Origin of the sequence: Mixta calida (assembly GCF_002953215.1) — a bacterium.
Taxonomy (GTDB): domain Bacteria; phylum Pseudomonadota; class Gammaproteobacteria; order Enterobacterales; family Enterobacteriaceae; genus Mixta; species Mixta calida.
Genome location: NZ_CP026378.1, coordinates 596,085 through 620,408, shown reverse-complemented (window position 1 = coordinate 620,408; position 24,324 = coordinate 596,085). Strand labels below are relative to the sequence as shown.

At 57.7% G+C, this 24,324-nt stretch carries 20 protein-coding genes and 1 pseudogene; 9 read left to right on the top strand and 12 right to left on the bottom strand.

The window, feature by feature from the left end; all coding sequences use genetic code 11:
* Positions 1 to 42: 42 nt before the first annotated feature.
* Positions 43 to 2,439 (bottom strand): beta-N-acetylhexosaminidase, encoded by a 2,397-nt coding sequence (locus tag C2E16_RS02925; RefSeq protein ID WP_038628716.1) that lies wholly within the window; start codon positions 2,437 to 2,439, stop codon positions 43 to 45.
* Positions 2,440 to 2,794: 355 nt separating this feature from the next.
* Between C2E16_RS02925 and treC the strand changes: the two genes are divergently transcribed.
* On the top strand, positions 2,795 to 4,462 hold the full coding sequence (gene treC / locus C2E16_RS02920; protein WP_038628718.1) for an alpha,alpha-phosphotrehalase: 1,668 nt from the start codon (positions 2,795 to 2,797) through the stop codon (positions 4,460 to 4,462).
* Between the two features lie 61 nt (positions 4,463 to 4,523).
* Here treC and celB read toward each other — a convergent pair whose 3' ends face one another.
* The 4 genes and pseudogenes from celB to C2E16_RS02900 form a co-directional block, all read right to left on the bottom strand.
* A complete protein-coding gene (gene celB / locus C2E16_RS02915) occupies positions 4,524 to 5,906 on the bottom strand; it encodes a PTS cellobiose transporter subunit IIC (protein ID WP_084969935.1) in 1,383 nt (460 codons plus the stop codon).
* A gap of 48 nt (positions 5,907 to 5,954) precedes the next feature.
* Positions 5,955 to 7,255 (bottom strand): annotated as a pseudogene (locus C2E16_RS02910) (6-phospho-beta-glucosidase).
* Positions 7,248 to 7,601 carry a PTS lactose/cellobiose transporter subunit IIA gene (locus C2E16_RS02905; RefSeq protein ID WP_373996380.1) on the bottom strand — a complete coding sequence of 118 codons (354 nt, stop codon included), beginning with the start codon at positions 7,599 to 7,601 and terminating at the stop codon, positions 7,248 to 7,250. The pseudogene C2E16_RS02910 and the gene C2E16_RS02905 overlap by 8 nt, the downstream one beginning before the upstream one ends.
* Positions 7,602 to 7,673: 72 nt before the next feature.
* Positions 7,674 to 7,979 carry a PTS sugar transporter subunit IIB gene (locus C2E16_RS02900; protein WP_038628725.1) on the bottom strand — a complete coding sequence of 102 codons (306 nt, stop codon included), beginning with the start codon at positions 7,977 to 7,979 and terminating at the stop codon, positions 7,674 to 7,676.
* 328 nt (positions 7,980 to 8,307) lie between these two features.
* Between C2E16_RS02900 and C2E16_RS02895 the strand changes: the two genes are divergently transcribed.
* The 3 genes from C2E16_RS02895 to nrdG all read left to right on the top strand — a co-directional run bounded on the left by C2E16_RS02895 (position 8,308) and on the right by nrdG (position 12,231).
* Entirely contained in the window at positions 8,308 to 9,435 is a 1,128-nt protein-coding gene (locus tag C2E16_RS02895) for a MurR/RpiR family transcriptional regulator (RefSeq protein ID WP_084969937.1), read from the top strand.
* 214 nt (positions 9,436 to 9,649) lie between these two features.
* Positions 9,650 to 11,770 (top strand): anaerobic ribonucleoside-triphosphate reductase, encoded by a 2,121-nt coding sequence (gene nrdD / locus C2E16_RS02890; protein ID WP_084969938.1) that lies wholly within the window; start codon positions 9,650 to 9,652, stop codon positions 11,768 to 11,770.
* Positions 11,767 to 12,231 carry an anaerobic ribonucleoside-triphosphate reductase-activating protein gene (gene nrdG, locus C2E16_RS02885; RefSeq protein WP_038628727.1) on the top strand — a complete coding sequence of 155 codons (465 nt, stop codon included), beginning with the start codon at positions 11,767 to 11,769 and terminating at the stop codon, positions 12,229 to 12,231. The genes nrdD and nrdG overlap by 4 nt, the downstream gene beginning before the upstream one ends.
* Before the next feature lie 164 nt (positions 12,232 to 12,395).
* On the opposite strand, the gene C2E16_RS02880 is transcribed toward nrdG, so the two are convergent.
* Entirely contained in the window at positions 12,396 to 13,037 is a 642-nt protein-coding gene (locus tag C2E16_RS02880; protein ID WP_038628728.1) for an NAD-dependent epimerase/dehydratase family protein, read from the bottom strand.
* 145 nt (positions 13,038 to 13,182) lie between these two features.
* Between C2E16_RS02880 and C2E16_RS02875 the strand changes: the two genes are divergently transcribed.
* A complete protein-coding gene (locus C2E16_RS02875; RefSeq protein ID WP_038628729.1) occupies positions 13,183 to 13,704 on the top strand; it encodes a type 1 glutamine amidotransferase domain-containing protein in 522 nt (173 codons plus the stop codon).
* Positions 13,705 to 13,755: 51 nt separating this feature from the next.
* Here the strand turns inward: C2E16_RS02875 and C2E16_RS02870 are convergent, their stop codons facing one another.
* Positions 13,756 to 14,187 carry a YhbP family protein gene (locus C2E16_RS02870; RefSeq protein WP_038628730.1) on the bottom strand — a complete coding sequence of 144 codons (432 nt, stop codon included), beginning with the start codon at positions 14,185 to 14,187 and terminating at the stop codon, positions 13,756 to 13,758.
* Positions 14,188 to 14,276: 89 nt separating this feature from the next.
* On the opposite strand from C2E16_RS02870, the gene C2E16_RS02865 reads away from it, so the two are divergent.
* Complete coding sequence (locus C2E16_RS02865) at positions 14,277 to 14,579, top strand: GIY-YIG nuclease family protein (RefSeq protein WP_038628731.1); 303 nt, start codon at positions 14,277 to 14,279, stop codon at positions 14,577 to 14,579.
* Here the strand turns inward: C2E16_RS02865 and C2E16_RS02860 are convergent.
* Together C2E16_RS02860 and ubiT are read right to left on the bottom strand one after the other, a co-directional pair.
* The gene (locus tag C2E16_RS02860; protein ID WP_038628732.1) at positions 14,560 to 15,069 is read right to left on the bottom strand and encodes a GNAT family N-acetyltransferase; all 510 of its coding nucleotides are present in this window, start codon (positions 15,067 to 15,069) and stop codon (positions 14,560 to 14,562) included. The genes C2E16_RS02865 and C2E16_RS02860 overlap by 20 nt on opposite strands.
* A complete protein-coding gene (gene ubiT, locus C2E16_RS02855; RefSeq protein WP_038628734.1) occupies positions 15,063 to 15,587 on the bottom strand; it encodes a ubiquinone anaerobic biosynthesis accessory factor UbiT in 525 nt (174 codons plus the stop codon). The genes C2E16_RS02860 and ubiT overlap by 7 nt, the downstream gene beginning before the upstream one ends.
* A gap of 205 nt (positions 15,588 to 15,792) precedes the next feature.
* Between ubiT and ubiU the strand changes: the two genes are divergently transcribed.
* The 3 genes from ubiU (at position 15,793) to C2E16_RS02840 (ending at position 18,890) form a co-directional block, all read left to right on the top strand.
* Entirely contained in the window at positions 15,793 to 16,788 is a 996-nt protein-coding gene (gene ubiU, locus C2E16_RS02850; RefSeq protein ID WP_084969939.1) for a ubiquinone anaerobic biosynthesis protein UbiU, read from the top strand.
* A 9-nt stretch (positions 16,789 to 16,797) separates the two neighbouring features.
* On the top strand, positions 16,798 to 17,676 hold the full coding sequence (locus C2E16_RS02845) for a U32 family peptidase (protein ID WP_038628736.1): 879 nt from the start codon (positions 16,798 to 16,800) through the stop codon (positions 17,674 to 17,676).
* Between the two features lie 200 nt (positions 17,677 to 17,876).
* Entirely contained in the window at positions 17,877 to 18,890 is a 1,014-nt protein-coding gene (locus tag C2E16_RS02840) for a luciferase-like monooxygenase (RefSeq protein ID WP_084969940.1), read from the top strand.
* Positions 18,891 to 18,967: 77 nt separating this feature from the next.
* On the opposite strand, the gene C2E16_RS02835 is transcribed toward C2E16_RS02840, so the two are convergent.
* The 3 genes from C2E16_RS02835 to pnp form a co-directional block, all read right to left on the bottom strand.
* Positions 18,968 to 20,893 carry a DEAD/DEAH family ATP-dependent RNA helicase gene (locus C2E16_RS02835; RefSeq protein WP_038628738.1) on the bottom strand — a complete coding sequence of 642 codons (1,926 nt, stop codon included), beginning with the start codon at positions 20,891 to 20,893 and terminating at the stop codon, positions 18,968 to 18,970.
* Between the two features lie 177 nt (positions 20,894 to 21,070).
* Complete coding sequence (gene nlpI / locus C2E16_RS02830; RefSeq protein WP_084969941.1) at positions 21,071 to 21,955, bottom strand: lipoprotein NlpI; 885 nt, start codon at positions 21,953 to 21,955, stop codon at positions 21,071 to 21,073.
* A gap of 123 nt (positions 21,956 to 22,078) precedes the next feature.
* Entirely contained in the window at positions 22,079 to 24,208 is a 2,130-nt protein-coding gene (pnp, locus tag C2E16_RS02825; protein WP_038628741.1) for a polyribonucleotide nucleotidyltransferase, read from the bottom strand.
* Positions 24,209 to 24,324: the final 116 nt, after the last annotated feature.

Sequence of the window (24,324 nt, the reverse complement as noted above, 5' to 3'; positions counted from 1 at the left end):
GGTTGCGGCAGCCTGCTCACTTGTTTAACGGCTATCCCGCTTTTACCGCTTTTCTGACGCCACGGCGCGCAGCAGTATTTCCAGCGGCCTGACCAGCGCAATGACCAGTTCATCCTGCGTTTGCGCCGCCGCGTCCAGCTGACCGCGCATCTTCCCGATCGCCTCCGCATGGATGCGCTGACCGTTTTCCCATGCATTGATCAGCGTCATCCCCATATCGCTAAGCGTCGCGATCTGCGTCGCCACTGGCCGCAGCGCTTTAAGCTGATAATTGGCGTCGAGTAACGGCGCGACCTGCGGCACGTTGTCTCGCCACTGCGTCAGCTGCTGACGGATCGCCTGCGCCGCCTGCTGACTGCCGCGATTCCCGATCAACGCGTCAACCTGCTGCGTCAGCCTTCTTACCGACATGCTCTCGGCGGGCAACAGGTCCGCAAGCCGGTTCAACGGCTCGGCCAGCGTATAGTGTCCCGCCTGGAATTTCAGATGCTGGCGAGTGTAATAGTGCGCGGGCTCCAGCGCCTGCGCGAAAATTTGCAGCGGCACGACATCGGTGCGGTTGGCTAAACGCATCATGCCGGTCAACGCCTGAGTATGCTGCTGCAATCCCACCGATACCGCCGACCAGCGGTCGACCGCCGCCAGCCGCTGATACATATTCTCTTCGTCCGTGACGTTTTGCGCTGACCAGAGCCGCTCGGCGACCACGAAAGCGCGCGGCCACAGTTTAATATCCAGCACCCCGGCGCTGACATTTTCTCCCCAGAGCGCCGCTTCGCCGCCCTTCAGGTTGGCCTGTAGCTGCGTCGCGTTCGGCACCGCCGGTTCAATGCCCTGCGGCGTGGCGGCAAGGCGCTCTCCCGTTACCGGATAGCGGACGTTGCCCACGCGGAAATAGCCCGTCAGCTGGTTCTGTTGCAGCGTGACGACCGGTTGCAGCGGCCCCATCCAGCTGTCGACGTTGAAAGTGACCTCCTGCGGCGACAGCCAGGTTACCTGCTGCACCAGACGCCGCGACTTGCCGGCGAAATCGATAAACCCGCGCCAGCCCGACTTTCCTTCCACCAGAGTAAAGCTGCCTTTTACCGGGCTGCCCTTCAGGCGCGGCAGCGTAAACTGCCAGCTCTGGGCGCGCTCGTCCACCCTGATGCGGTCGACATCGTTTAGCGCCGTCGGCCAGACCTCGTTGCGGTAGTGATAAGAGGCGAACTGCGGCTGATCGAGATAAAATCCGGTGGAGAGAATGCCGCGATAATCCTGTTTCGCCACGCCGCCCAGCGCATCTTGTCCCTGCCAGGACTGGATCAGGATCGACTTCGGCAGATCGGGATGCCAGATCTCATCCCAGCCGACCATACGCCGTTGATGCTTTTCAAGAATTTTCTCGACCCGCTGGTTAAACCAGGCCTGTAGCGCATGGCTGTCGGCCAGCCCTTTCTCACGCATAAACTGCTGAATGCGCGGTGAGTCGTTCCACTGTTGCGCATCCACCTCATCGCCGCCGATATGCAGCCAGGGATCGGGGAAGATCGCCGCCATCTCGCCCACCAGCGTATCGATAACGCGATATACCGCCTCGTTCGACGGATCGAGCAGCGGCTTAAATACGCCCCAGCCGCGCTCCATCTGATAAGGGCCCGGCGCGGCGATCAGTTCCGGCATCGCGACGGCGATAGCGGAGGCGTGGCCAGGAATATCCAGCTCCGGCACCACGCGTACGCCGCGATCCGCCGCGTAACGCACCACGTCGCGCATCTGCTGCTGCGTGTAGAACAGCCCATCGCTGGCCTTCTCTTGCAGCTGCGGATAGTGCGAAGATGCAAAGCGCCATCCCTGATCGTCCGTCAAATGCCAGTGAAAGACGTTCATGCGGGCGGCGGCGATGCCGTCGATCTGGCGCTTAATGGTTTCAATGGGAATAAAGTGACGCACGGAGTCGATCAACACGCCGCGCCACGGAAAGCGCGGACGATCGTTGATGGTCACGAAAGGAATAAAAGCGCCCTCGCCGTCGTTCTGCACCAGCTGCAACAAGGTTTCCATACCGCGCAAGGCGCCGAAACGCGTGGGTGCGCTGAGCGTCGCGCCCGTGCCGTTAACCACCAGGCGGTAGCTTTCATCGCTTTCCAGCTGCGGCAGCGCATCAACCTGCCTGGCGACGCGCACGGTAAGCGTCGGCGCAGCGGAGGAGGTATCGGGCAGCAGCGTCCAGCCGGTCTGACGTTCGATGCGTTCACGCCAGCGCGCCTCGGCGCCTTCAGGAAGATCGCCGACGATATGCAGCTGAAGCTGCGGCGTCAGCGCCAGCCGGCCGCCGGTCGGCGGCTGCTCTACCTGCTGCGGCCAGGGCATCAGCGGCAGCGGGACAGGGTCGGCGAAAACGGTAAAGCAACAGGAAAACAGCAGAGGCAAGGTAAAAACGGTATGACGCAGCGACATGGCGAGGTCCTTTTATCATGGCGGATCGGAAACCGTGTAAAAATTCCATTAATCACATTTCATTACAGCGGACAAGATAACGGCGGGGCAAATCCTGGAGCACGGTAAATTTTTGCAACATCCGTCAAAACAGATTTACCCACTCCGCGTTAAAAAGCGAAGATAATGAAAACCGTGCTGTGACGGCGATGCCGCCGCTCCGTCTGTTAGGGAAAACTGCGTTTTTCAGTGAATTCCGTCACGTTAAACGTTTCGGATTCGCAAGGAGTAGCTAACCTTATTGAGTGTGTAAATGAAGACACTTTCTATAAAACGGGCGGGCATTTGCGCCCCAATAAGCAATCAGGATTGAGCAATGAATAAAACTCCACCATGGTGGCAGAACGGCGTCATTTATCAAATCTATCCCAAAAGTTTTCAGGATACGACCGGTAGTGGCACAGGCGACCTGGCCGGTGTGATTCAGCGTCTGGACTACCTGAAACTGCTGGGTGTCGATGCGATCTGGCTCACGCCTTTTTATATTTCACCGCAGGTTGATAACGGCTACGACGTGGCGAACTACACCGCCATCGATCCCGCTTACGGCACGATGAGCGATTTCGACCATTTGGTTGAACAGGCGCACAAGCGCGGGCTGCGCGTTATCCTCGATATGGTGTTTAACCACTCTTCAACACAGCACCACTGGTTTCACGAGTCGCTGAACCCGGAAAGCCCGTACCGCGATTACTATATCTGGCGCGACGGTACGCCGACCGAACCGCCGAATAACTGGAAGTCGAAGTTCGGCGGCTCTGCCTGGCGCTGGCACCCAGAGAGCAACCAGTACTACATGCACCTGTGGGCGCCGGAGCAGGCGGACCTGAACTGGGAAAACGAGAACGTCCGCGCCGAGCTGAAGCAGATCGTCAACTTCTGGGCCGATCGCGGCATCGACGGGCTGCGTCTCGACGTGGTTAACCTGGTCTCCAAGCATCAGGATTTTCCTGACGATCCCGATGGCGACGGGCTGCGTCTCTATACCGACGGCCCGCGCATTCATGAATATATGCGCGAAATGAGCCGCGACGTCTTCCGACCGCGCGAGCTGGTGACGGTGGGCGAAATGTCTTCCGCCACGCTGGAGCACTGCCAGCAATATGGCTCGCTGGAGGGCGACGAGCTGTCGATGGTGTTCAGCTTCGACCATGTCGAGGTTGATTTCTGGAACGGTCAGAAGTGGACGTTAACGCCGCTGGATCTGGTGGCGCAGAAGAAAATTTTCACCCACTGGCAGCAAGGCATGCATAACCGGGGCTGGAACGCGCTGTTCTGGTGTAACCACGATCAGCCGCGCGTAGTGTCGCGCTGGGGCGATGACGGCGAATATCGCGTACAGTCGGCGAAGATGCTGGCGATGGTGCTGCACGGCATGCAGGGCACGCCCTATATCTTCCAGGGCGAGGAGCTGGGCATGACCAACCCCGGCTTTACCCGTATCATCGATTACCGCGACATCGAAAGCCACAATATGTACGCCGAGCTGCGCGCGCAGGGCCGCGACAGCGAAAATCTGTTGGCGATCCTCGCCAGTAAATCGCGTGATAACGGCCGTACGCCGATGCAGTGGGACGCCAGCGAAAACGCCGGTTTTACCGTCGGCACGCCCTGGATCGGCATGAGCCGCAACTATGAAACCATCAATGCGGAAGCGGCGATAGCCGATCCTGATTCGATTTTTTACGCCTATCAGAAGTTGATTCAGCTGCGTAAGCGCTATTTAATCCTGACGTGGGGCGACTATCTCGATCTGCTGCCGTCGCATCCTTATTTGTGGTGTTATCGTCGTCAGTATGAAGGCGAAACGCTGGTAGTGATCGCCAACTTCAGCCGGGAAGCGCAAAGCTGGCACCCGGAAGAAAACTTTGGCGACAGCTGGGAAGTGTTGATGAGCAACTACCCTGACGCCAAAGCGGAACCTGGCGAGATGATGTTGCGTCCCTGGGAAGCCGTCTGGTGGTACCAGAAGAAAAACCACTAGCTCTGTTATCGGCGCGTCGGTCAACCGGCGCGCCGTTTTTCTTACCGCAGCCTCTGCCGACTTATATCCGGGCCTGACGCTCTCCGCCAGCAACCAGACCGCTTTCGGCCGCGTTTTTTTCAGCGCTGCTGATCGCCTCCTGCTCCTCACGCCGTTTTAAATTGTCCCAGGCGCGGAAGAAGGGATAGTAGATCACCATTGAGATACCCAGATTCACCGCCTGCAACACGCTGCCGGAAATATGGCCGCCGGTGGCGAGGTAGCCGCTGAAGAAGATCGGCGTAGTGAACGGCAAAGCGATCCCCGCAGGCGGCGCCACCCATCCCAGCGACATCGCCGTCCAGGTGACCAGCACCAGCACCACCGGCGTCAGAATGAACGGCAGGAAAAACCAGGGGTTCATTACCAGCGGGATACCGAACACCATCGGCTCGCTGATATTAAACAGCGCGCCTGGCGCGGCGATTTTACCCAGCTGTTTCATCTGCACGCTGCGGCTGCGCAGCAGCATAAAAATCACCAGCCCCAGCAGCGCGCCCGTGCCGCCCGGCGCAATCCAGAGATCGTAGAACTGCTGGGTAATGATGTGCGGAACGGGCTGGTTATGCTGGAACGCCTCCAGGTTTTCCGTCATGTTCGACAGCCAGACCGGCTGAATAAACACCAGCACGATGGCGTCGCCGTGCAGCCCCAGCGTCCAGAGCACGCCAATCAGGATCACCGAGAAGATCATACCCGGCAGCGTTCCGCCAACGTGATGCATCGGAATGCCGATAATGGTGCTGATCATGGTGTTGATATCGCCAAAGGGCGACGCCTCAACCGCCAGGCGCAGCAGCAGTACCACGGCCAGCACGCAGAAGCCGGGGATCAACGCGAGAAAAGATTTAGCGACCGCTGGCGGCACCCCTTCCGGCATATGGATAACCAGATTGCGCCCGCTGATAAAACGATAAATCTCCGTCGACATCAGCGAAATCACAATCGCCACGAACAGGCCCTGACTGCCGACCAGGTTCATCGGGATCACGCCGTCCACGATCTGCTGCGCCGCGCCTTCTACGGGCGCGAACAGCGTATGCTGCGGAATGGTCATGATAAAGGCCACCAGCGCCATCGCCCCGCTGGTCAGCGGATCGATAGTGCGGTATTTCTCCGCCAGGCGATAGGCGATGCCGAAGCTGGAGATAATCGCCATGATGTCGTAGGTCGCCTTCACCGGATAAAGCAGCTTATCGCGCCAGGCATCGCCAAACAGCCCCGCCATCATGCTCGCCCAGGCGGGGATCGGCAGGTAAGCGAATATCAAAAAGAATGAGCCGATCAGCATAAAAGGCATATTTAGTATGATGCCGTCACGCACCGACAACACATGCTTCTGCCCGGCGACCTTAAGCGCCGCGGGCAGCACGTAACGCTCTATCAACGATCTCTTGCCAGTCATAGTTTCCCCTCCCGTAGAACGAGATGATGGTTAGCAGCCTGCGCCTGCTTACGCGAACTGCGGCAGCCAGGCTTTGTTGATCGCCAGCACTTCCGCCAGCAGATCGTCGGTGACGCTCAGGTCGCCGATCAGCGGATTAGCGATCAATGCCAGCAGCGCGCTGCGTCGATCGCCATGCACCGCCGCCTCGATCGTCAGGCGCTCGAAATCTTTTACCTGTTGCGTCAAGCCGTTCATGGCCGGCGGTAGGCGGCCAAACGCCAGCGGGTGCGCGCCCAGCGCGTCGATCAGGCAGTTGGTTTCCACCACGGCATCGTCGGGCAGCCCCTGAATAGCACCGTTGTTGCGGCAGTTCACCACCATCTCCCGACCGCTATTGGTGTGAATGTTGCGGATCAGATCGACCGCCACCTCCGAGTAGAAAGCGCCGCCGCGGAAATTAAGCTGCTCCGGCTTGCGATCGCGCTGCGGATCGGCATAAAGCCGAAACAGCTCCTCTTCAACTTTCATCACCTGCTCCGCGCGCGTGCCTTTTGCAGCGGCCGCTTCGATCTCTTCCGCCAGCATGGCGCGGGTTTGCCAGAAGTAACGGTGATAGGGGCAGGGAATCGCGTTGAGCGCGCGCAGGAAATGGGCGGGCCAGGGCACTTCCTGAATATTGTTCATCGAGAGCGCATGTCCGGCGCAGAGCATCTCAATCACCTGATCGGTGACATCCCTGCCCTGCTGCATTACCTGATGCACCCAGACCATATGGTTCAGCCCGGCAAAGCGCAGCTTTACCTGATCGTGCGGCGCCTGCAGCATATCGGCGATCATATGGTGCATGGTGACCGGCACATTGCACAGGCCGATGATTTTCGCCCGGCTGTAGCGCGAAACCGCTTCGGTCACGATCCCCGCAGGATTAGTGAAGTTGATGATAAAAGCGTCGGGTGCCAGCGCCTCGACTTTACGCGCCACCTCCAGCAGCACGGGAATGGTGCGCAGCGCCTTAGCGAAGCCGCCAACGCCGGTCGTTTCCTGGCCCAGCATCTGATATTTCAGACCAAGCCGCTCATCCGCCGCGCGCGCCGCCAGCTGGCCGACCCGCAGCTGCGTCAGCACAAAGGCGGCGCCTTCAATGGCGCTGTCCAGTTCAAAGTGGACGCTGACCTGTACTTGCTCCATACCGTGACGTTTCAGCATACGGCGCGTCAGGTCGGCGATAATGGCCACCTTTTGCCGTCCGCTTTCGACATCCATCAGCGCCAGCTCTGTGATCGGCACCTGCTGATAGTGGCGGATAAGCCCTTCCATCAACTCGGGGTATAGCTGCTGCCGCCGCCGATAACCGCAATTTTAAGCATACTGTTCTCCTGCGTAAGGGAGGCGGCGATAGAGCGCGATGATATCCGCCGCCAGATCCTGAATAAGCATCGCGTTCATCAGATGATCCTGCGCATGCACGACGATCAGCGTGACCGGCAGTTTGCCGCTGCCCTCGTCCAGGCCGATCAGTTCAGTTTGCAGACGGTGCGCCGCGCCGATCGCCACCCGGGCGGCCTGCTGTGACGTTTCCGCCGCGTCAAAATCGTCGGCCCGCGCCTGACGCAGCGCCGCAAGCGCATGACTGCGCGCGCTGCCAGCATGAACCAGCAGTTCCATAATCAGGTTTTCCAGCTCCATCCCTTCCTCCCGTACCAAAATTCGCATGCAGCAAGCCGCACGTCGCCTGGACGCGTTTGCTTCGATAATGGGTAAAATGTCGGCGGAACGCCGACGTAATCAGGACGGCATCAGGGCCAGCGCGGTATCAAGCACTTTATCGCCGCGCATCGTGCCGTAATCCATCATGTTGATAACGGCGACCGGTTTGCCCAGCGGCGCGGCGATGGCGGTCAGGCGCGACGCCTCAAACTGCACCTGCGGCCCTAACAGCACGATATCGGCGTCATCGATAATACGTTCAAATTCCGCGACCGGTACGGCGTCGATGCGCACCGCCAGTTGACGCTTCTCCGCTTCCGCCTTCATTTTCGACACCAGCATGCTGGTGGACATGCCTGCCGCACAGCAAAGGACAATATGCATCGTGTTTCTCCCGTTCAGATTTGCTCAAATATAAGCCAGAGAGAATTGACGCTGTAAATACCCCGCCGTCATCGTTTTTTAGCTGGATTTATTAACTGTTTGATAAATAAGACATTAGGAAGATCATTTTTTGAAAATAATTTTCATAGCTGTGATCGCCATGGCAATTATTTATGACGTAAAATTACCTGTTTAACTTTTTATCTTTTTATTTCATAAATTTAAATTAAAAATCCGATCCAGATCGAAAAAATAGCCATGAAAATTATTTTCACAGCAGGATGGCGGTTATGATAATCCCATCCGGTTTGCAGGAGCCTTAACCGTTATGGATCTTGTCTGGCAACTTGAGAACGGCCTGAATACGCTGCCCCGCCCGCAATCACGTCTGGCGCGCTTTGTGCTGGATAATTTACGCTTTTCCGGCAGCGCGACCCTTGAGCAACTGGCGCTGCGGGCTGGCGTCAGCACCGACACCCTTTCCGCCTTCGCCCGCTCCGTCGGCTGCCGCGATCTGGATGATTTTATGCAGCAGCTGCGTTCGCTCAATCATCCCGGCGACCCGGATGGTCAGGTGCCGCCTGCGGTTACCGGCGATCTCGATTACGCCATGTCTTCCTCGCTGGAGAAAGTAGCGGTGAATGCTGGCGTCAGCGCTGAAACGCTGAAGCGTTTCGCCCGCTCGATTGGGCGCGAAGATTTCAACGATATTCTGTTTCAGATTCGTAAACGTCTGAATGAGCTCAGCCAGCAGGAAGGCCGCGTCGCGCGTGCGGTACTGGATGATGTCAATTTCGCCGCCTCCGCCACCATTGAGCAGCTGGCGAGCTATGCGGGCGTCAGCCCGGCGACCATTACCCGCTTCGCAAAATCGGTAGGCTGCGAAGATATCCGCGAGCTGCGTATGAAGCTGGCCCAGGCCTCCGCCAGTCATTCCCCTTACCTGTCGTCTCCCGCCGCGGCCATGCCCTCTTCCGCAGGCGAGCAGCGGCTGGCGACAGTTCAACAGGCGCTGCACCAGCAGTTACAGCAAAACGTCCCTGCGCATTACGCTCAGGCTGCCCGCCTGCTGGGTCAGGCGCGCGGCGTGACCATCGTCGCAAACGGCGGCAGCGAGGCGATTTTCGGCCTGCAGGTGCAGCATCAGCTCATGGCGCAGGGCTTGATGTCTACGCTTTGCCAGGAGGCGGCGCTGATCGGCATGAGCGTCGCCATGCTGGAAAGGGACCAGCTCTTGCTGGCGCTCGCTATTGGACCGTCGGGTGCGGCTATACGCAACGCCGCGTTACAGGCGCGCGCCCGTGATATTCCGGTGATTGCGCTGACTACGGCCACCGATCCGCTGGCCTCCCTGGCGGATACGCTGCTGGTGCTGCCTGACGATCCCGGTCTGGCGCGCTATGGCCTGCTGATGACGCTGGATTTGCTGAAAGCCGAGGCGGAAAAAGGTGAATGAGCAGCCTTCCCAACGCCTTTTCTCTCTCCTTTCTCAACCCTGGGAGGCGATAAAACACCCCGCTTTCCCCTCTTCGTTTAACTTTTCAGCCGCCCTCCGCGATCTTTGTCCTGCATCAATAAAAGAAGGGTTAAATAAGGCGAAAACACCATATATAGCGTTTACTATTTACCACCAAATCTACATATAGTAATGACGTCGAAGGAGATCGGTGGTGACAACGACGGTGGTAAAACGGGACGGCTGTCAGGTACCCTTTGATCAACAGCGCATCGCTGAGGCTATTCGCGCTGCAGCGCGCGCCGCTCAGGTTGAAGATGATGCTTACTGCGTGACGGTCGCGCAGCAGGTCAGCGAAAAAATGTGCAGCCGCGATCGCGTGGATATTCATGAGATCCAGCAGACGGTAGAAGATCTGCTGATGGCGGGACGTTATCCTCAGCTGGCGCGCCAGTATATTGAATACCGTCATGACCGGGATCTGGCGCGCGAACAGCGCGGCAAGCTGAGCAAAGCGATCCGCGGCCTGGTGGAGCAAAGCGACCCTGCGCTGCTGCACGAAAACGCCAACAAAGACAGCAAGGTGATCCCTACCCAGCGCGATCTGCTGGCGGGCATCGTGGCGAAACATTATGCCCAGCAGTATATGTTGCCGCGCGACGTGGTGCGTGCCCACCAGCGCGGCGAAATCCACTATCACGATCTCGACTACGCGCCCTTCTTCCCGATGTTTAACTGCATGCTGATCGATCTGAAAGGGATGCTGACCAACGGCTTTAAGATGGGCAATGCGGAAATCGAGCCGCCGAAATCCATCGCTACCGCAACCGCCGTGACGGCGCAGATTATCGCGCAGGTCGCCAGCCACATTTATGGCGGCACCACCATTAACCGCATCGATGAAATTCTGGCGCCGTTTGTCGAGGCCAGCTACGAGAAACATCTGGCGGTGGCGCAGGAGTGGCAGATTGCCGAAAGCGAGCGCTACGCGCGCGAACGCACGGAGAAAGAGTGCTTCGACGCTTTTCAGTCGCTGGAGTATGAGGTTAATACGCTACATACCGCCAACGGCCAGACGCCGTTCGTCACCTTTGGCTTCGGACTCGGCACCAGCTGGGCGGCGCGCCTGATTCAGCAATCTATTCTGCGCAACCGCATCGCCGGGCTGGGCAAGAATCGTAAAACCGCCGTTTTCCCCAAACTGGTCTTCGCCATTCGCGAAGGGCTGAACCGCCGTCCTGGCGATGTTAATTACGACATCAAGCAGCTGGCGCTGGAGTGCGCCAGCAAACGCATGTATCCCGATATTCTTAACTACGACCGTGTGGTCAGCGTGACCGGCTCCTTTAAAACGCCGATGGGCTGCCGCAGTTTCCTCGGCGTCTGGGAAGAAAATGGCGAACAGGTGCATGACGGACGCAATAATCTCGGCGTCATCAGCCTGAACCTGCCGCGCATCGCGCTGGAGGCGCGCGGCGATGAAGCGCGTTTCTGGCAGCTGCTGGATGAACGTTTAGAGCTCGCCAAAAAAGCGTTGATGACGCGCATTGCCCGTCTGGAGCATACCAAAGCGCGCGTGGCACCGATTCTTTATATGGAAGGCGCCTGCGGCGTGCGGCTCAAGGCGGATGATAATGTGGCGGAGATCTTCCGCCACGGCCGCGCCTCTATCTCGCTGGGCTATATCGGCCTGCATGAAACCATTAACGCCCTGAGCGGCGGCGAAACGCATCTCTATGACGATGACACGCTGCGCGCCAGGGCGGTCGCTATTGTCACCCGCCTGCGCGAGGCGGTGGATGCGTGGAAAGAGGAGACCGGCTACGGCTTTAGCCTCTACAGCACGCCCAGTGAAAACCTCTGCGATCGCTTCTGCCGTCTGGATGCCGCTGAGTTCGGTCAGGTGAAAGGGGTAACCGATAAAGGTTACTACACCAACAGCTTCCACCTCGACGTAGAGAAAAAGGTTAACCCGTACGATAAGCTCGATTTCGAGGCGGTTTATCCGGCTATCGCCAACGGCGGCTTTATCTGTTACGGCGAATATCCCAATTTGCAGCACAACCTGAAAGCGCTGGAGGATGTCTGGGATTACAGCTATGACCGCGTTCCCTATTACGGCACCAATACGCCTATCGACGAGTGTTACGAATGCGGCTTTACCGGCGAGTTCGACTGCACCAGTAAAGGCTTTACCTGCCCCGCCTGCGGCAATCACGATCCGGCACGGGTATCGATAACGCGCAGGGTATGCGGCTATCTCGGCAGCCCCGACGCGCGACCGTTTAACGCAGGGAAACAGGAAGAGGTGAAACGGCGGGTAAAACACCTGTGAACATACATCAGTACTATCCGGTCGATGTCGTAAACGGCCCCGGCACCCGCTGTACGCTGTTTGTCGCCGGCTGCGAGCATCAGTGCCCCGGCTGCTATAACCAGCGCACCTGGCGACTTAACTCCGGCGTGCCGTTTACCATCGAAATGGAAGAGCAGCTGATCGGCGATCTGAACGATCGCCGTATTCCGCGTCAGGGGCTGTCGCTTTCCGGCGGCGACCCGCTGCATCCGGCCAACGTGCCGGATGTGCTGCGGCTGGTGCGCCGCGTGCGCCGCGACTGCCCAGGAAAGGATATCTGGATGTGGACCGGCTATACGCTGGCGGCGCTAAGCGCCGCGCAGCGTAAAGTGGTCGCCGAGCTGGATGTGCTGGTAGACGGTAAATTTGTCCAGGCCCTGAAAGACCCCGCGCTGGTCTGGCGCGGCAGCAGCAACCAGGTGATTCACTATCTGCGCTGAATCAGTTCCACAACAGCGTCAACGCGCCAGTTAATGAAGACGAGATTGGCGACATAATGGACGCGCATGCAACCTGAATAACGTAGCGACCTGGACCGTGGAAAGGGGTGAATAATATTTCGGGCAGGCCGCGAAGAAATGAATACAGGTTGGCTTTTATTCACTTATTTTATTAACGAGCGTCGGGGGATAGCCGCCGATTCAATGATATTTACGTCGCTGGGCGAGGGAGAGAACGCCTCGCGCATCAGCGCGCCGGCGACATCTTTCGCCGCGACCGCGCGCCAGTTGCCGGGCAACAGCTTAAACAGCGGCGCAAGGAAATCTTCCCCCGGACGCGGCTGCTGACGATCGCCCAGCAGCAGCGAGGGACGAATGAGCGTAAGACGCGGCCAGTTTTGCTGTCGTAGCGCCCGTTCCATTTCGCCTTTGACCCGCCGGTAGAAGAACAGCGAGCGAACGCTGGCGCCGTGCGCACTCACCGCCAGCATATGCTTTGCGCCAAGCCGCTGCCCGGCGATGGCGCTATCCACCACCAGCGTATAGTCGACATGCACAAAGGCCGCTTTGCTGCCCGCCTGCTTGCGCGTGGTGCCAAGACAGCAAAACACGATATCAATGGGCAGCTTTAGCGGTCGCAATACGTCCGTCAGATCTTCCTCGACCAGATTAATCACTTTATTCATGGGCGGCAGCGGCCGACGCGTGGGCGCAACGATCTCACTGACGCGCGGCTCCGCAATCAGCATACGCAGCAGGTGGCTTCCCACCAGACCGCTGGCTCCGGTTAACAATATCCGACTCATCTTCCCTCCCCTTCGACGCGCGCTGCGCTGAGGCACAGCAGTCTGCTGAAGCTGAGATTAGCAGAGATGTTGCCGGTGAGGATTTGATTTTTCAGCATACTCAACCAGGCTTAACCAGTAGTTCCACACATACAGGAGGATAAAGATGAGCAAGAAAATAGCGGTACTGATTACCGATGAATTTGAAGACTCTGAATTTACCTCCCCTGCAGAAGCCTATACCAAAGCGGGCCATGAAGTTGTGACCATCGAAATGGAAGCCGGTAAAACGGTAACGGGCAAGCAGGGAAAGGCTCAGGTAAAAATAGATAAAGATATCGACCACGTCAGCCCGGCGGAGTTTGATGCGCTGCTGCTGCCTGGCGGCCATTCGCCGGATAGCCTGCGCGGCGACGATCGCTTCGTGAACTTTACCAAAGAGTTTGTCGCCAGCGGCAAGCCGATTTTCGCTATCTGTCACGGCCCGCAGCTGCTGATCAGCGCGAACGGCGTGCGAGGACGTAAGATGACCTGCGTAAAAGCGATTGCGGTCGATCTGAAGAACGCCGGCGCGGATTTTTATGATAAAGAAGTGGTGGTGGATAATGATAAGCTGGTGACCAGCCGAACGCCGGAAGATCTGCCCGCCTTTAATCAGGAATCACTGCGCATTCTGAATATGAGCTAAAAGCCGCTCGGCTGTGCGGCCCTGATTTGCCGCACAGCTTTCCGCCGCGCCTCAGACGTTCTGCCGCAACCATTGCAGCTTCTTGCCGAATCCCAGCGCGTTATCAGTCATTTTTAACGTATCCAGCCTGATCTCCCAGACGGGCGCAGAAACCGCGCGCGCCACGGGAAACCGTCGGCAGTAGGCGGCACGCGCCGCACTTTCCTGTTCGCCGTAAAGGCGATGCGCCTCACCGCGATACTGTACGCCTTTAATCAGCATTACCGTTTTAGGCTGACCGTTTATCGTGCCGGCCACCTGCGGCTGCTGCGCCATTAGCGCGCCGTGCCGCGTCTCCGTCTCCGTCATAATCCAGAACGCCATGCGCGCCTCATTGAAAACGTAGAAACAGTTGGCGCACCAGAGCGCATCATCATCACGACAACACAGCGACAGCACATGCTGCTTTTTTAAATAACGTACTATTGCGCTAACGTCAGACAACCCGCTCTCCGGTAATAAAATGCTGGCCGCTCATGACGCACGATGGTGGATGCCGCTACAATGCCCCGATCGCAACCAGGGTTATGAACATGAGTGAAACCACCGCTGCGCGCTGGCAGCTCTATATTGTACGCACCGCCGCCGGCCTGCTTTACACCGGCATCAGCAATAATGTGCCGCGCCGTTTTCAACAGCATCAGAAAGGCACCGGCGCAAAAGCGCTGCGAGGAAAAGGCCCGCTGGAGCTGCTGCTGACCTGCGAAGCGGGCGATCGGGCGATGGCTTCCCGCCTGGAGTATCAGGTTAAACAGCTGTCACGGCAGGAAAAGCTCAGGCTGGTCGCCAGCCAGCCCGTCTCGCTGCTGGCGTGGCTTAGCGAGAGAAACGGTTAAAGTGCGTTGAATATTGCACTTCGCCGCTCACATCGACAAACGCATCGTCCGCCAGCTTATAGACCTGAAACGCCGCTTCCGTGCCCGGCCAGGCGCAGCGCAGCTGGTGACGCGCCGCCGGTTCAAAGCCGTAACGGCCGAACCAGGCGGGATCGCCCAGCACCACGACTGCCGCATAGCCAAATTCGTTAAGCGTATCGAGCCCTTCAAAAACCAGCTGTTTGCCAATGCCCTGGCGACGGACGCTCTCGTCAACCGCCAGCGGCGCCAGCCCTACCCAGTTGCGATCTTCCTCCTGCAACGTGACCGGGCTGAAGGCCGCATAGCCCAATACCTGTCCTTCATCGTCGGTCGCTACCACGCCCAGCGTCAACTGGCCATCTTCACGCAGCCGTTGCACCAGATCAGCTTCGGCCCCGCCAGGAAAGCAGCGGCGCAGCAGGCTGTCTATTCCGGCGGCGTCCACCCCTATTTCGGTACGAATTAACATGAAACACCTGCGCGATCTCCCGGGGATTTCGCGTCCTCGTTCAGGCCGGCTTCGACAAAGTCAGCCAGCTGCATTAACCCAATGCGCAGCGGCGCTGGCATATGTTCCAGCTCGATCGCATCCATCAGATTCTTCACTTCCAGCCCCAGCTCGGTATCACCTTCGATCACCAGGCGGCGTTGGAAAAAAAGCGTGTCCGGGTCGATTTTACGCGCGGCGACCAGCAGCAGATCGTTGGCATTGCCGCGAAACCAGACGTCGGCCTCATCGCGATTGTCGATCGCCAGCTCGCCGTTTTCCAGCGTAACGGCCCAGCGCAATGCGATGTCCTGAATCTCAATGCCCAGCCAGCGCCCCTGCAGAAAGTCTAACTCACCTTCCGCCAGCGCATGACGAAACTGCATATTTAATAGCTGCTGTAGCAGGATTTTTTTCATCGCAAACGGCGTGTACCGCACCGGCAGCCGCAGCAGGCGCGGTCCCTGATTAACGCACTGAGCGCGAAGCATATTTAACACAGTTTTCACTCCTCAAAACAAATAAGCACTATTTTGCCACAGCGCTATTTTTCCCTGGGTGGCTGGATCAATAAATCACACATCAAGTTGAACAATTCAGCAACACTTACCCGATCAATACGCCATTCGCTGCCTTAAATCAAAATTTCTCGCGCTGAGCTTGTCTACACTCGGGCGCAAGTATTTATTGCTGACAGGATATGTCATGGAACTCCTTTGCCCGGCGGGCAACCTGCCCGCGCTGAAGGCAGCGATCGAAAATGGAGCGGATGCAGTTTACATCGGTCTGAAAGATGACACGAACGCGCGTCATTTCGCCGGTCTGAACTTTACCGATAAACGGCTGAAAGAGGCCGCGCGCTTTGTGCATCAGCATCAGCGCAAACTGCATGTCGCCATCAATACATTCGCGCATCCCAATGGCTTTATCCGCTGGCAGAACGCCATCGATATGGCCGCCGACATCGGCGCCGACGCGCTGATTATCGCCGATCTGGCGATGCTGGAATATGCGGCCAGCCGCTATCCCCATATCGAGCGCCATGTCTCAGTACAGGCATCGGCTACGAACCTGGAAGCGATCCGCTTCTATCATCAGCATTTCGACGTCGCGCGCGTGGTGCTGCCGCGCGTGCTTTCCATACATCAGGTGCGCCAGCTGGCGCGGAATACCCCGGTGCCGCTGGAGGTTTTCGCCTTCGGCAGCCTGTGCATTATGGCGGAAGGACGCTGCTATCTTTCCTCCTGGATGACCGGCGAATCGCCGAATACCGTCGGTGCCTGCTCGCCCGCGCGCTTTGTACGCTGGCAGCAGACGCCGTCCGGGCTGGAGTCGCGCCTGAACGAGGTGTTGATCGATCGTTACGATCTCAATGAAAACGCTAGCTATCCCACCTTATGCAAAGGGCGCTATCAGGTCGACGGACAGCGCTATCACGTGCTGGAGGAGCCTACCAGCCTGAATACGCTTGAGCTGCTGCCGGAGCTGCTGGCCGCCAATATCGCCTCGGTGAAAATCGAAGGTCGCCAGCGCAGCCCAGCCTATGTCGCCCAGGTCGCGCGCATCTGGCGCCAGGCTATAGATCGTTGCAAAGCGAATCCTTCCGCCTTCGCCGTTCAGGAGAGCTGGATGACGGAGCTGGGTTCGCTGTCGGAAGGCACGCAAACCACGCTGGGCGCCTACCACCGCAAATGGCAATAAGGAAAGGTGATGAAATATTCTTTAGGGCCGGTGCTCTGGTACTGGCCGACGGAAACGCTGGCTGATTTTTATCAGGCCGCCGCAGAAAGCAGCGCGGAGATCGTCTATCTGGGCGAGTCAGTATGCAGCAAGCGCCGGGCCACTCGCTTTCCGCAATGGCTTGAGTTCGCCCATCTGTTGCAGGAAAGCGGCAAACAGGTGGTGTTCAGCACACTGGCGCTGGTGCAATCCACTTCTGAGCTACAGGAAATTAAACGCTACGTCGACAACGGCGAATTTCTTATCGAGGCGAACGATCTCGGCACGGTTAATATGGCGGCGGAGCAGAAACTGCCGTTCGTCGTGGGCCATGCGCTTAACTGCTATAACGCAATGACGCTGCGTATGCTGCTGCGGCTTGGCATGACGCGCTGGTGCATGCCGGTCGAGCTGTCGCGTGACTGGCTGCTGGGCATTCAGCAGCAGTGCGACGAATTAGGCATCCACGGCAAGTTTGAAACCGAAGTGCTGGCTTATGGCCATCTGCCGCTGGCGCTGTCGGCGCGCTGCTTTACCGCGCGCTCGGAAAACAAGCCTAAAGATGAGTGCGAAACCTGTTGCATTAACTATCCGCAGGGCCGCCGCGTGCTGTCGCAGGAGGATCAACAGGTTTTCGTGCTGAACGGCATCCAGACCATGAGCGGCTACTGTTATAACCTCGGCAATGACCTGACCAGCATGCACGGCCTGGTCGATGTGGTTCGTCTGTCGCCGGAAAACAAACAGACGCTGGCGCTGATTGACCGCTTCCGCGCAAATGAACAGGGCCAGGCGCCGCTGATGATGGCGCAACGCAACGACTGCAACGGCTATTGGCGCAAACTGGCTGGCATGGCGCTTCAGTCCTGATGTCACAAAGCGGCGGATCGCTCTCTGAACCGCCGTTTTTCTTACGTTACGCTGGCCTTACTCTTCGCAAGCCGCTTTGCTCTCAGGGCATATTCTGGCTACTCTGCTAAAACTGCAATACGGTAAAGTAGGCGCATGTTTTTCTGTAACGTCGACGGGCAACTGCCGCGTCCGCACTACAGCCAACAAAGTGAGCAGATATGTCTGAGAAAAAAAACGTTCCCCTGTCAGTACTCGATCTGGCCCCTATTCCGCAGGGGGCCACACCGCGTGACGCTTTTCACGCCTCGCTTTCGCTGGCGCGGCAGGCGGAAAGACTGGGCTTTAATCGCTACTGGCTGGCAGAACATCACAATATGACCGGCATCGCCAGCGCCGCAACGTCGGTGCTGATCGGCTATCTGGCGGCGAATACCACTACGCTGCGTCTTGGTTCCGGCGGCATTATGCTGCCCAACCACGCGCCGTTAGTGATTGCTGAACAGTTCGGCACGCTGGAGTCGCTCTATCCGGGCCGTATCGACCTCGGACTGGGACGCGCGCCGGGCTCCGATCAGCGCACCATGATGGCCTTACGTCGTCATCACAGCAACGCCGGCATGATCGACAGTTTCCCGGAAGATGTGGAAACGCTGATTGCCTGGTTCGATGCGGATAAAGATGCGGAACTGCCGGTGCAGCCGGTGCCGGGGCTTGGCTTGCAGATACCGGTCTGGCTGCTGGGCTCCAGTCTTTACAGCGCGCAGCTGGCGGCGAAAATGGGTCTGCCGTTCGCTTTCGCGTCGCATTTCGCGCCCGACCTGCTGTTCCAGGCGCTGCATATGTATCGTGAGAATTTCCAGCCTTCCGAACGGCTTGATAAGCCTTACGCCATGGTATGCGTCAATATCGTCGCCGCCGACAGCGAAAAAGAGGCGCGCTTCCTGTTCACGTCTATGCAGCAGCAGTTTATCAACCTGCGCCGCGGTAAGCCGGGCCCGCTGCCGAAGCCGGTGGAAAACATGGACAACCTCTGGTCGCCATCCGAGCAGTATGGCGTTCAGCAGGCGTTAAGCATGTCGATCGTGGGCGACAGCACCAAGGTTCAGCATGGCCTGGCGGCGCTGATACGTGAAACGCAGGCGGATGAGATTATGGTCAACGGGCAGATTTTCGATCATCAGGCGCGTTTGCGCTCTTTTGAGCTGGCGATGCAGGCGTCTCAGGCGCTCTGATAATTTCTGCGCGGCCTGAATAACAGGCATAAAAAAACCAGCCTTGCGGCTGGTTTTTTATTTTTTACGCTAAGCGATTAGTAATCGCGACGGCGCACTGCACCGGCGCCTGCGCCAGCACCTTCTTCACGACGCGGACCACGGCTGTTGCCGCCTTCACGACTGAAGCTGCCGCTGCGGCCGCCTTCACGACGCTCGCTGAAACGACGACCGCCTTCACGGCCACCTTCGCGACGTTCGCCGCCAAAGCTGCCGCGACCGCCGCCACGACGCTCACCGCCGCGATCGGCACGTTGTTCGCCACGCTCACGCGGTTGCGCATCGCCCAGCAGCTGCATATTCATCGGTTTGTTGAGAATACGCGTACGGGTGAAGTGCTGCAGGATTTCGCCCGGCATGCCTTTCGGCAGTTCGATCGTTGAGTGAGTGCCGAACAGCTTGATGTTACCGATGTAACGGCTGCTGATATCGCCTTCGTTGGCGATAGCGCCCACGATATGACGTACTTCAACGCCATCGTCACGGCCCACTTCGATACGATACAGCTCCATGTCGCCAACGTCACGACGCTCGCGACGCGGACGTTCGCCGCCTTCACGGCTCTCGCCACGCATTTCACGGCTGCCGCGACGATCGTCACGACGGTCATCACGCTCGCGGAATTCACGACGCTGAGGACGCGGCGCATCCGGCGGCAGAATCAGCGGGCGTTCGCCCTGCGCCATTTTCAGCAGCGCGGCCGCCAGCGTTTCCATATCCAGATCGCTCTCCGGCGACAGCTGGCTCAGCAGCGCGCGGTATTGCTCCAGATCGCTGCTTTCCAGCTGCTGCTGTACTTTAGCGGCGAATTTCTCCAGACGACGGGCGCTCAGCAGTTCTGCGTTCGGCAGCTCGACTTCCGGGATGGTCAGCTTCATGGTGCGCTCAATATTGCGCAGCAGACGACGTTCGCGGTTTTCCACGAACAGCAGCGCGCGACCGGCGCGGCCAGCACGACCGGTACGACCGATACGGTGAACGTAGGATTCTGAGTCCATCGGGATGTCGTAGTTAACCACCAGGCTAATACGCTCCACGTCAAGACCACGTGCCGCAACGTCAGTCGCGATCAGAATATCCAGACGGCCATCTTTCAGACGCTCCAGAGTCTGCTCACGCAGCGCCTGGTTCATGTCGCCGTTCAGCGCGGCGCTGTTGTAACCGCTGCGCTCCAGCGCTTCAGCCACTTCCAGCGTCGCGTTTTTGGTGCGAACGAAGATGATCGCCGCATCAAAGTCTTCAGCTTCCAGGAAACGCACCAGCGCATCCGTTTTACGGCCCCAGACGGTCCAGTAGCTCTGGCTGATGTCAGGACGCGTAGTGATGCTGCTCTGGATGCGCACTTCCTGCGGATCTTTCATAAAACGACGCGTAATGCGACGAATCGCTTCCGGCATGGTGGCAGAGAACAGAGCGGTCTGATGACCTTCCGGGATCTGCGCCATGATGGTTTCTACGTCTTCGATAAAGCCCATGCGCAGCATTTCATCCGCTTCGTCCAGCACCAGGCCGCGCAGGTTAGAAAGATCCAGCGTGCCGCGTTTCAGGTGGTCAAGCAGACGACCCGGCGTACCGACCACGATTTGCGGTCCCTGACGCAGCGCGCGCAGCTGCACGTCGTAACGCTGACCGCCATACAGGGCCAGCACGTTTACGCCGCGCATATGTTTAGAAAAATCGTTGCAGGCTTCTGCAACCTGAACCGCCAGCTCACGCGTCGGCGCCAGAACCAGAATCTGCGGCGCTTTCAATTCGCTGTCGATATTGTTCAGCAGCGGCAAGGAGAACGCTGCGGTTTTGCCACTACCGGTTTGCGCCATACCCAGCACATCGCGGCCTTCCAGCAGATGCGGGATACAGGCGGCCTGGATCGGAGACGGCTTCTCATAGCCCATGTCATTCAGAGCGGTGAGGATAGATTCGTTAAGACCCAGGTCGGAAAAAGTGGTTTGGATATCAGTCATGTAGTACAAGTGCCTCTTAGATTACGGCGGCCAGTCTACATAACTCGTCCTGAAAATATGCAATCATTTTCATTGAAAAATGTGAACCGGCTCAAATTAGATGTTTTGACGAACAAAAAAGCCGTCACCCCGAAAGGTGATGACATTTTTTCAAAAAAGGACTCAGGTGTTCGTCAGCTATTGCTGGTCAGATTCTGTTAAATCGTCTTGTGTCTGGCCTAACAGCGCCAGTTCCAACAATGCGTATCGGTGCTCAACGAAGTTATGTACGTTGTTAGCAACCGCCAGTTTGAATAACGCTTCCGCGTTATCCTTCTCCCCCAGACTTAGGTAGTACTTACCTAAATAGAAGTTGGTTTCACTGAGATGTTCAGCGAGCGAGGTGTTATCCGTTGCGTCCGCCTTGAGACGTTCCATCAGCGTTTTTTCACTGATGTCGCCAAGGTAGAACTCGACAATATTCCATCCCCATTGATCGCGATTCGCCTTCTCGTAACGCTGTTTCAGCATCACCCTGGCCTGTTTAGCGTTTATCTCCTGTTCATCGAGATAAAGCCACAGACTGCGGAACGGATCGTTAGGATCGTCTTGATAAAACGCCAGCAGATCATCTTGCGCTAACTTGTATCGACCGCCGTAATAGAGGGCGATACCACGGTTTAAATGCGCATAATTGTAAGTTGGATCAAGCTCAAGTACAGAATCAAACGCTTCATAGGCGGCATCAAAGTTGCCCGCCTGCGTTAAGTATATACCTAAATAATTAAATACTTCAGGCATATCTGGTCTTATAGACAGCGCTTGCGAAAAATCGTTCCGCGCTAATGCCCTCAGACCTAAGCTATCATACAACACTCCGCGTTCATATAATAGCTGTGCACGCTCATCATCGGTCAGGGCGCGACTGGCAAGAATTTGTTCCATGCGCGCCAGGATCACTTCCTGTTGCAGAGTTGGCTGTAGCGGAACCGCCAGCACATCGCTCTTACGCCAATTTGAGTTGCTGCATCCTGCCAGCGTGATAGCTGTCGCAACGAAACACCAGCGCAAAAAAGGCTTCATTTCCCACTCCCGAATACCAACATTGGGATGTACATCCTGTCATCCGCCTGCCATGCACAAGGATTCCCGCCCTCGCAACGAAACAGCCCTCCTCTGGAGGAGGGCTCAATGTCGAACGCGCTTTTACTCTGCTTCAGGGGTAGCGGCTGCCGCTTCCGCCTGCGGCTGCTGTTCTGAAGCTTCTTTGATGCTGAGACGCACGCGGCCCTGACGGTCCACTTCCAGCACTTTAACCGGCACTTCCTGACCCATCTGCAGGTAGTCGGTCACTTTCTCAACGCGCTTGTCAGCGATTTGAGAAATGTGGACCAGACCTTCTTTACCGCCGCCGATAGCCACAAAGGCGCCGAAGTCGACGATACGGGTTACTTTGCCGTTGTAGATGCGGCCTACTTCGATCTCAGCGGTGATCTCTTCGATACGACGAATCGCATGCTTCGCTTTGTCGCCGTCGGTCGCCGCGATTTTCACGGTGCCGTCATCTTCGATTTCGATCGTGGTGCCGGTCTCTTCAGTCAACGCACGGATGACCGAACCGCCTTTACCAATCACGTCCTTAATCTTGTCCGGATTGATCTTGATGGTATGAATACGCGGTGCGAACTCAGAGATATCGCCACGCGGCGTGCTGATAGCCTGCTCCATTACGCCCAGGATATGCAGACGCGCGCCTTTAGCCTGGTTCAGCGCCACCTGCATGATTTCGCGGGTGATGCCTTCGATTTTGATATCCATCTGCAGCGCAGTGATACCGTCGCGGCTACCGGCAACTTTAAAGTCCATATCGCCGAGGTGATCTTCGTCGCCCAGGATGTCAGAAAGCACGACATAGCGTTCGCCCTCTTTCACCAGACCCATCGCGATGCCGGCTACGGCCGCTTTGATCGGCACGCCCGCATCCATCAGCGCCAGAGAAGCGCCGCAAACGGAAGCCATAGAAGAAGATCCGTTGGATTCGGTGATTTCAGACACCACGCGTACGGTGTACGGGAATTCATCGATTTTCGGCATAACGGCCAGAACGCCACGCTTCGCCAGACGGCCGTGACCAATTTCACGACGCTTCGGTGAGCCCACCATACCGGTTTCGCCTACGGAGTACGGAGGGAAATTATAGTGGAACAGGAAGTTGTCGGTACGCTCCCCCATCAGCTCGTCAAGGCTCTGCGCGTCACGCGCGGTGCCCAGCGTCGCGGCGACCAGCGCCTGCGTTTCGCCACGGGTGAACAGCGCGGAGCCATGCGTACGCGGCAGTACGCCGGTACGAACATCCAGACCGCGGATCATATCTTTTTCACGGCCGTCGATACGCGGCTCGCCGTTCAGAACGCGGCTACGCACCACGTTTTTCTCGATAGCGTGCAGGATATCGCTGATTTCGCCTTCGTCCAGCGACTCATCTTCCGCCAGCAGCGCAGCGATAGTTTCAGATTTGATCAGATCAACCTGAGCATAGCGCTCCTGTTTTTCTGTGATGCGGTAAGCGTCGCTCAGGCGAGACTCCGCCAACGCGGCGATACGCGCATTCAGCGCTTCGTTAACGGCTTCAGGCTGCCAGTCCCAACGCGGTTTGCCCGCTTCGGCGACCAGCGCATTGATGTTTTCGATCACAACCTGCTGCTGCTCGTGGCCAAATACCACTGCGCCCAGCATCTGCTCTTCGGTCAGGATATCCGCTTCGGATTCCACCATCAGCACCGCGCCCTGAGTACCCGCGACGACCAGGTCCAGACGAGACTGTTTGATCTCGTCAGAAGTCGGGTTCAGCACATACTGATCGTTAATATAACCAACGCGCGCAGCACCGATCGGACCGTTGAACGGAATACCGGACAGGCTCAGCGCGGCAGAGGCGCCGATCATCGCAACGATATCCGGGTTAACCTGCGGGTTAACGGACACAACGGTCGCAATAACCTGCACTTCGTTCACGAAGCCTTCCGGGAACAGCGGACGAACCGGGCGGTCAATCAGACGCGCGATCAGGGTCTCGCCTTCGCTTGGGCGGCCTTCACGACGGAAGAAGCTGCCTGGAATACGGCCAGCAGCGTAGGTACGCTCCTGATAGTTAACGGTCAGCGGAAAGAAGTCCTGACCAGGTTTCGCTTTTTTCTGACCAACAACGGTTACAAATACAGCAGTATCGTCCATGCTGGCCATAACAGCCGCGGTAGCCTGACGCGCCATCATACCGGTCTCAAGCGTCACGGTATGCTGACCGTACTGGAATTTACGTACAATCGGATTCAGCAAAATAACTTCCTTTACGTCAAAGCAGGCCCAACTAAACGGCCTGCTGTGGGGTTTCAACCTTCATTGCATCCTCGCGACTAATGACAAACCTTACGCCCGTTGGGAGAAGGTTTCTC

Excerpts from the sequence above, each read along its gene's own strand:
- treC (WP_038628718.1), top strand. The coding sequence starts at position 2,795 with ATGAATAAAACTCCACCATGGTGGCAGAACGGCGTCATTTATCAAATC.
- C2E16_RS02895 (WP_084969937.1), top strand. The coding sequence starts at position 8,308 with ATGGATCTTGTCTGGCAACTTGAGAACGGCCTGAATACGCTGCCCCGC.
- C2E16_RS02905 (WP_373996380.1), bottom strand. The coding sequence starts at position 7,601 with ATGCGAATTTTGGTACGGGAGGAAGGGATGGAGCTGGAAAACCTGATT.
- C2E16_RS02880 (WP_038628728.1), bottom strand. The coding sequence starts at position 13,037 with ATGAGTCGGATATTGTTAACCGGAGCCAGCGGTCTGGTGGGAAGCCAC.
- C2E16_RS02900 (WP_038628725.1), bottom strand. The coding sequence starts at position 7,979 with ATGCATATTGTCCTTTGCTGTGCGGCAGGCATGTCCACCAGCATGCTG.
- C2E16_RS02875 (WP_038628729.1), top strand. The coding sequence starts at position 13,183 with ATGAGCAAGAAAATAGCGGTACTGATTACCGATGAATTTGAAGACTCT.
- C2E16_RS02840 (WP_084969940.1), top strand. The coding sequence starts at position 17,877 with ATGTCTGAGAAAAAAAACGTTCCCCTGTCAGTACTCGATCTGGCCCCT.
- C2E16_RS02835 (WP_038628738.1), bottom strand. The coding sequence starts at position 20,893 with ATGACTGATATCCAAACCACTTTTTCCGACCTGGGTCTTAACGAATCT.
- nlpI (WP_084969941.1), bottom strand. The coding sequence starts at position 21,955 with ATGAAGCCTTTTTTGCGCTGGTGTTTCGTTGCGACAGCTATCACGCTG.
- C2E16_RS02865 (WP_038628731.1), top strand. The coding sequence starts at position 14,277 with ATGAGTGAAACCACCGCTGCGCGCTGGCAGCTCTATATTGTACGCACC.
- celB (WP_084969935.1), bottom strand. The coding sequence starts at position 5,906 with ATGACTGGCAAGAGATCGTTGATAGAGCGTTACGTGCTGCCCGCGGCG.
- C2E16_RS02845 (WP_038628736.1), top strand. The coding sequence starts at position 16,798 with ATGAAATATTCTTTAGGGCCGGTGCTCTGGTACTGGCCGACGGAAACG.
- C2E16_RS02925 (WP_038628716.1), bottom strand. The coding sequence starts at position 2,439 with ATGTCGCTGCGTCATACCGTTTTTACCTTGCCTCTGCTGTTTTCCTGT.
- C2E16_RS02860 (WP_038628732.1), bottom strand. The coding sequence starts at position 15,069 with ATGTTAATTCGTACCGAAATAGGGGTGGACGCCGCCGGAATAGACAGC.
- ubiU (WP_084969939.1), top strand. The coding sequence starts at position 15,793 with ATGGAACTCCTTTGCCCGGCGGGCAACCTGCCCGCGCTGAAGGCAGCG.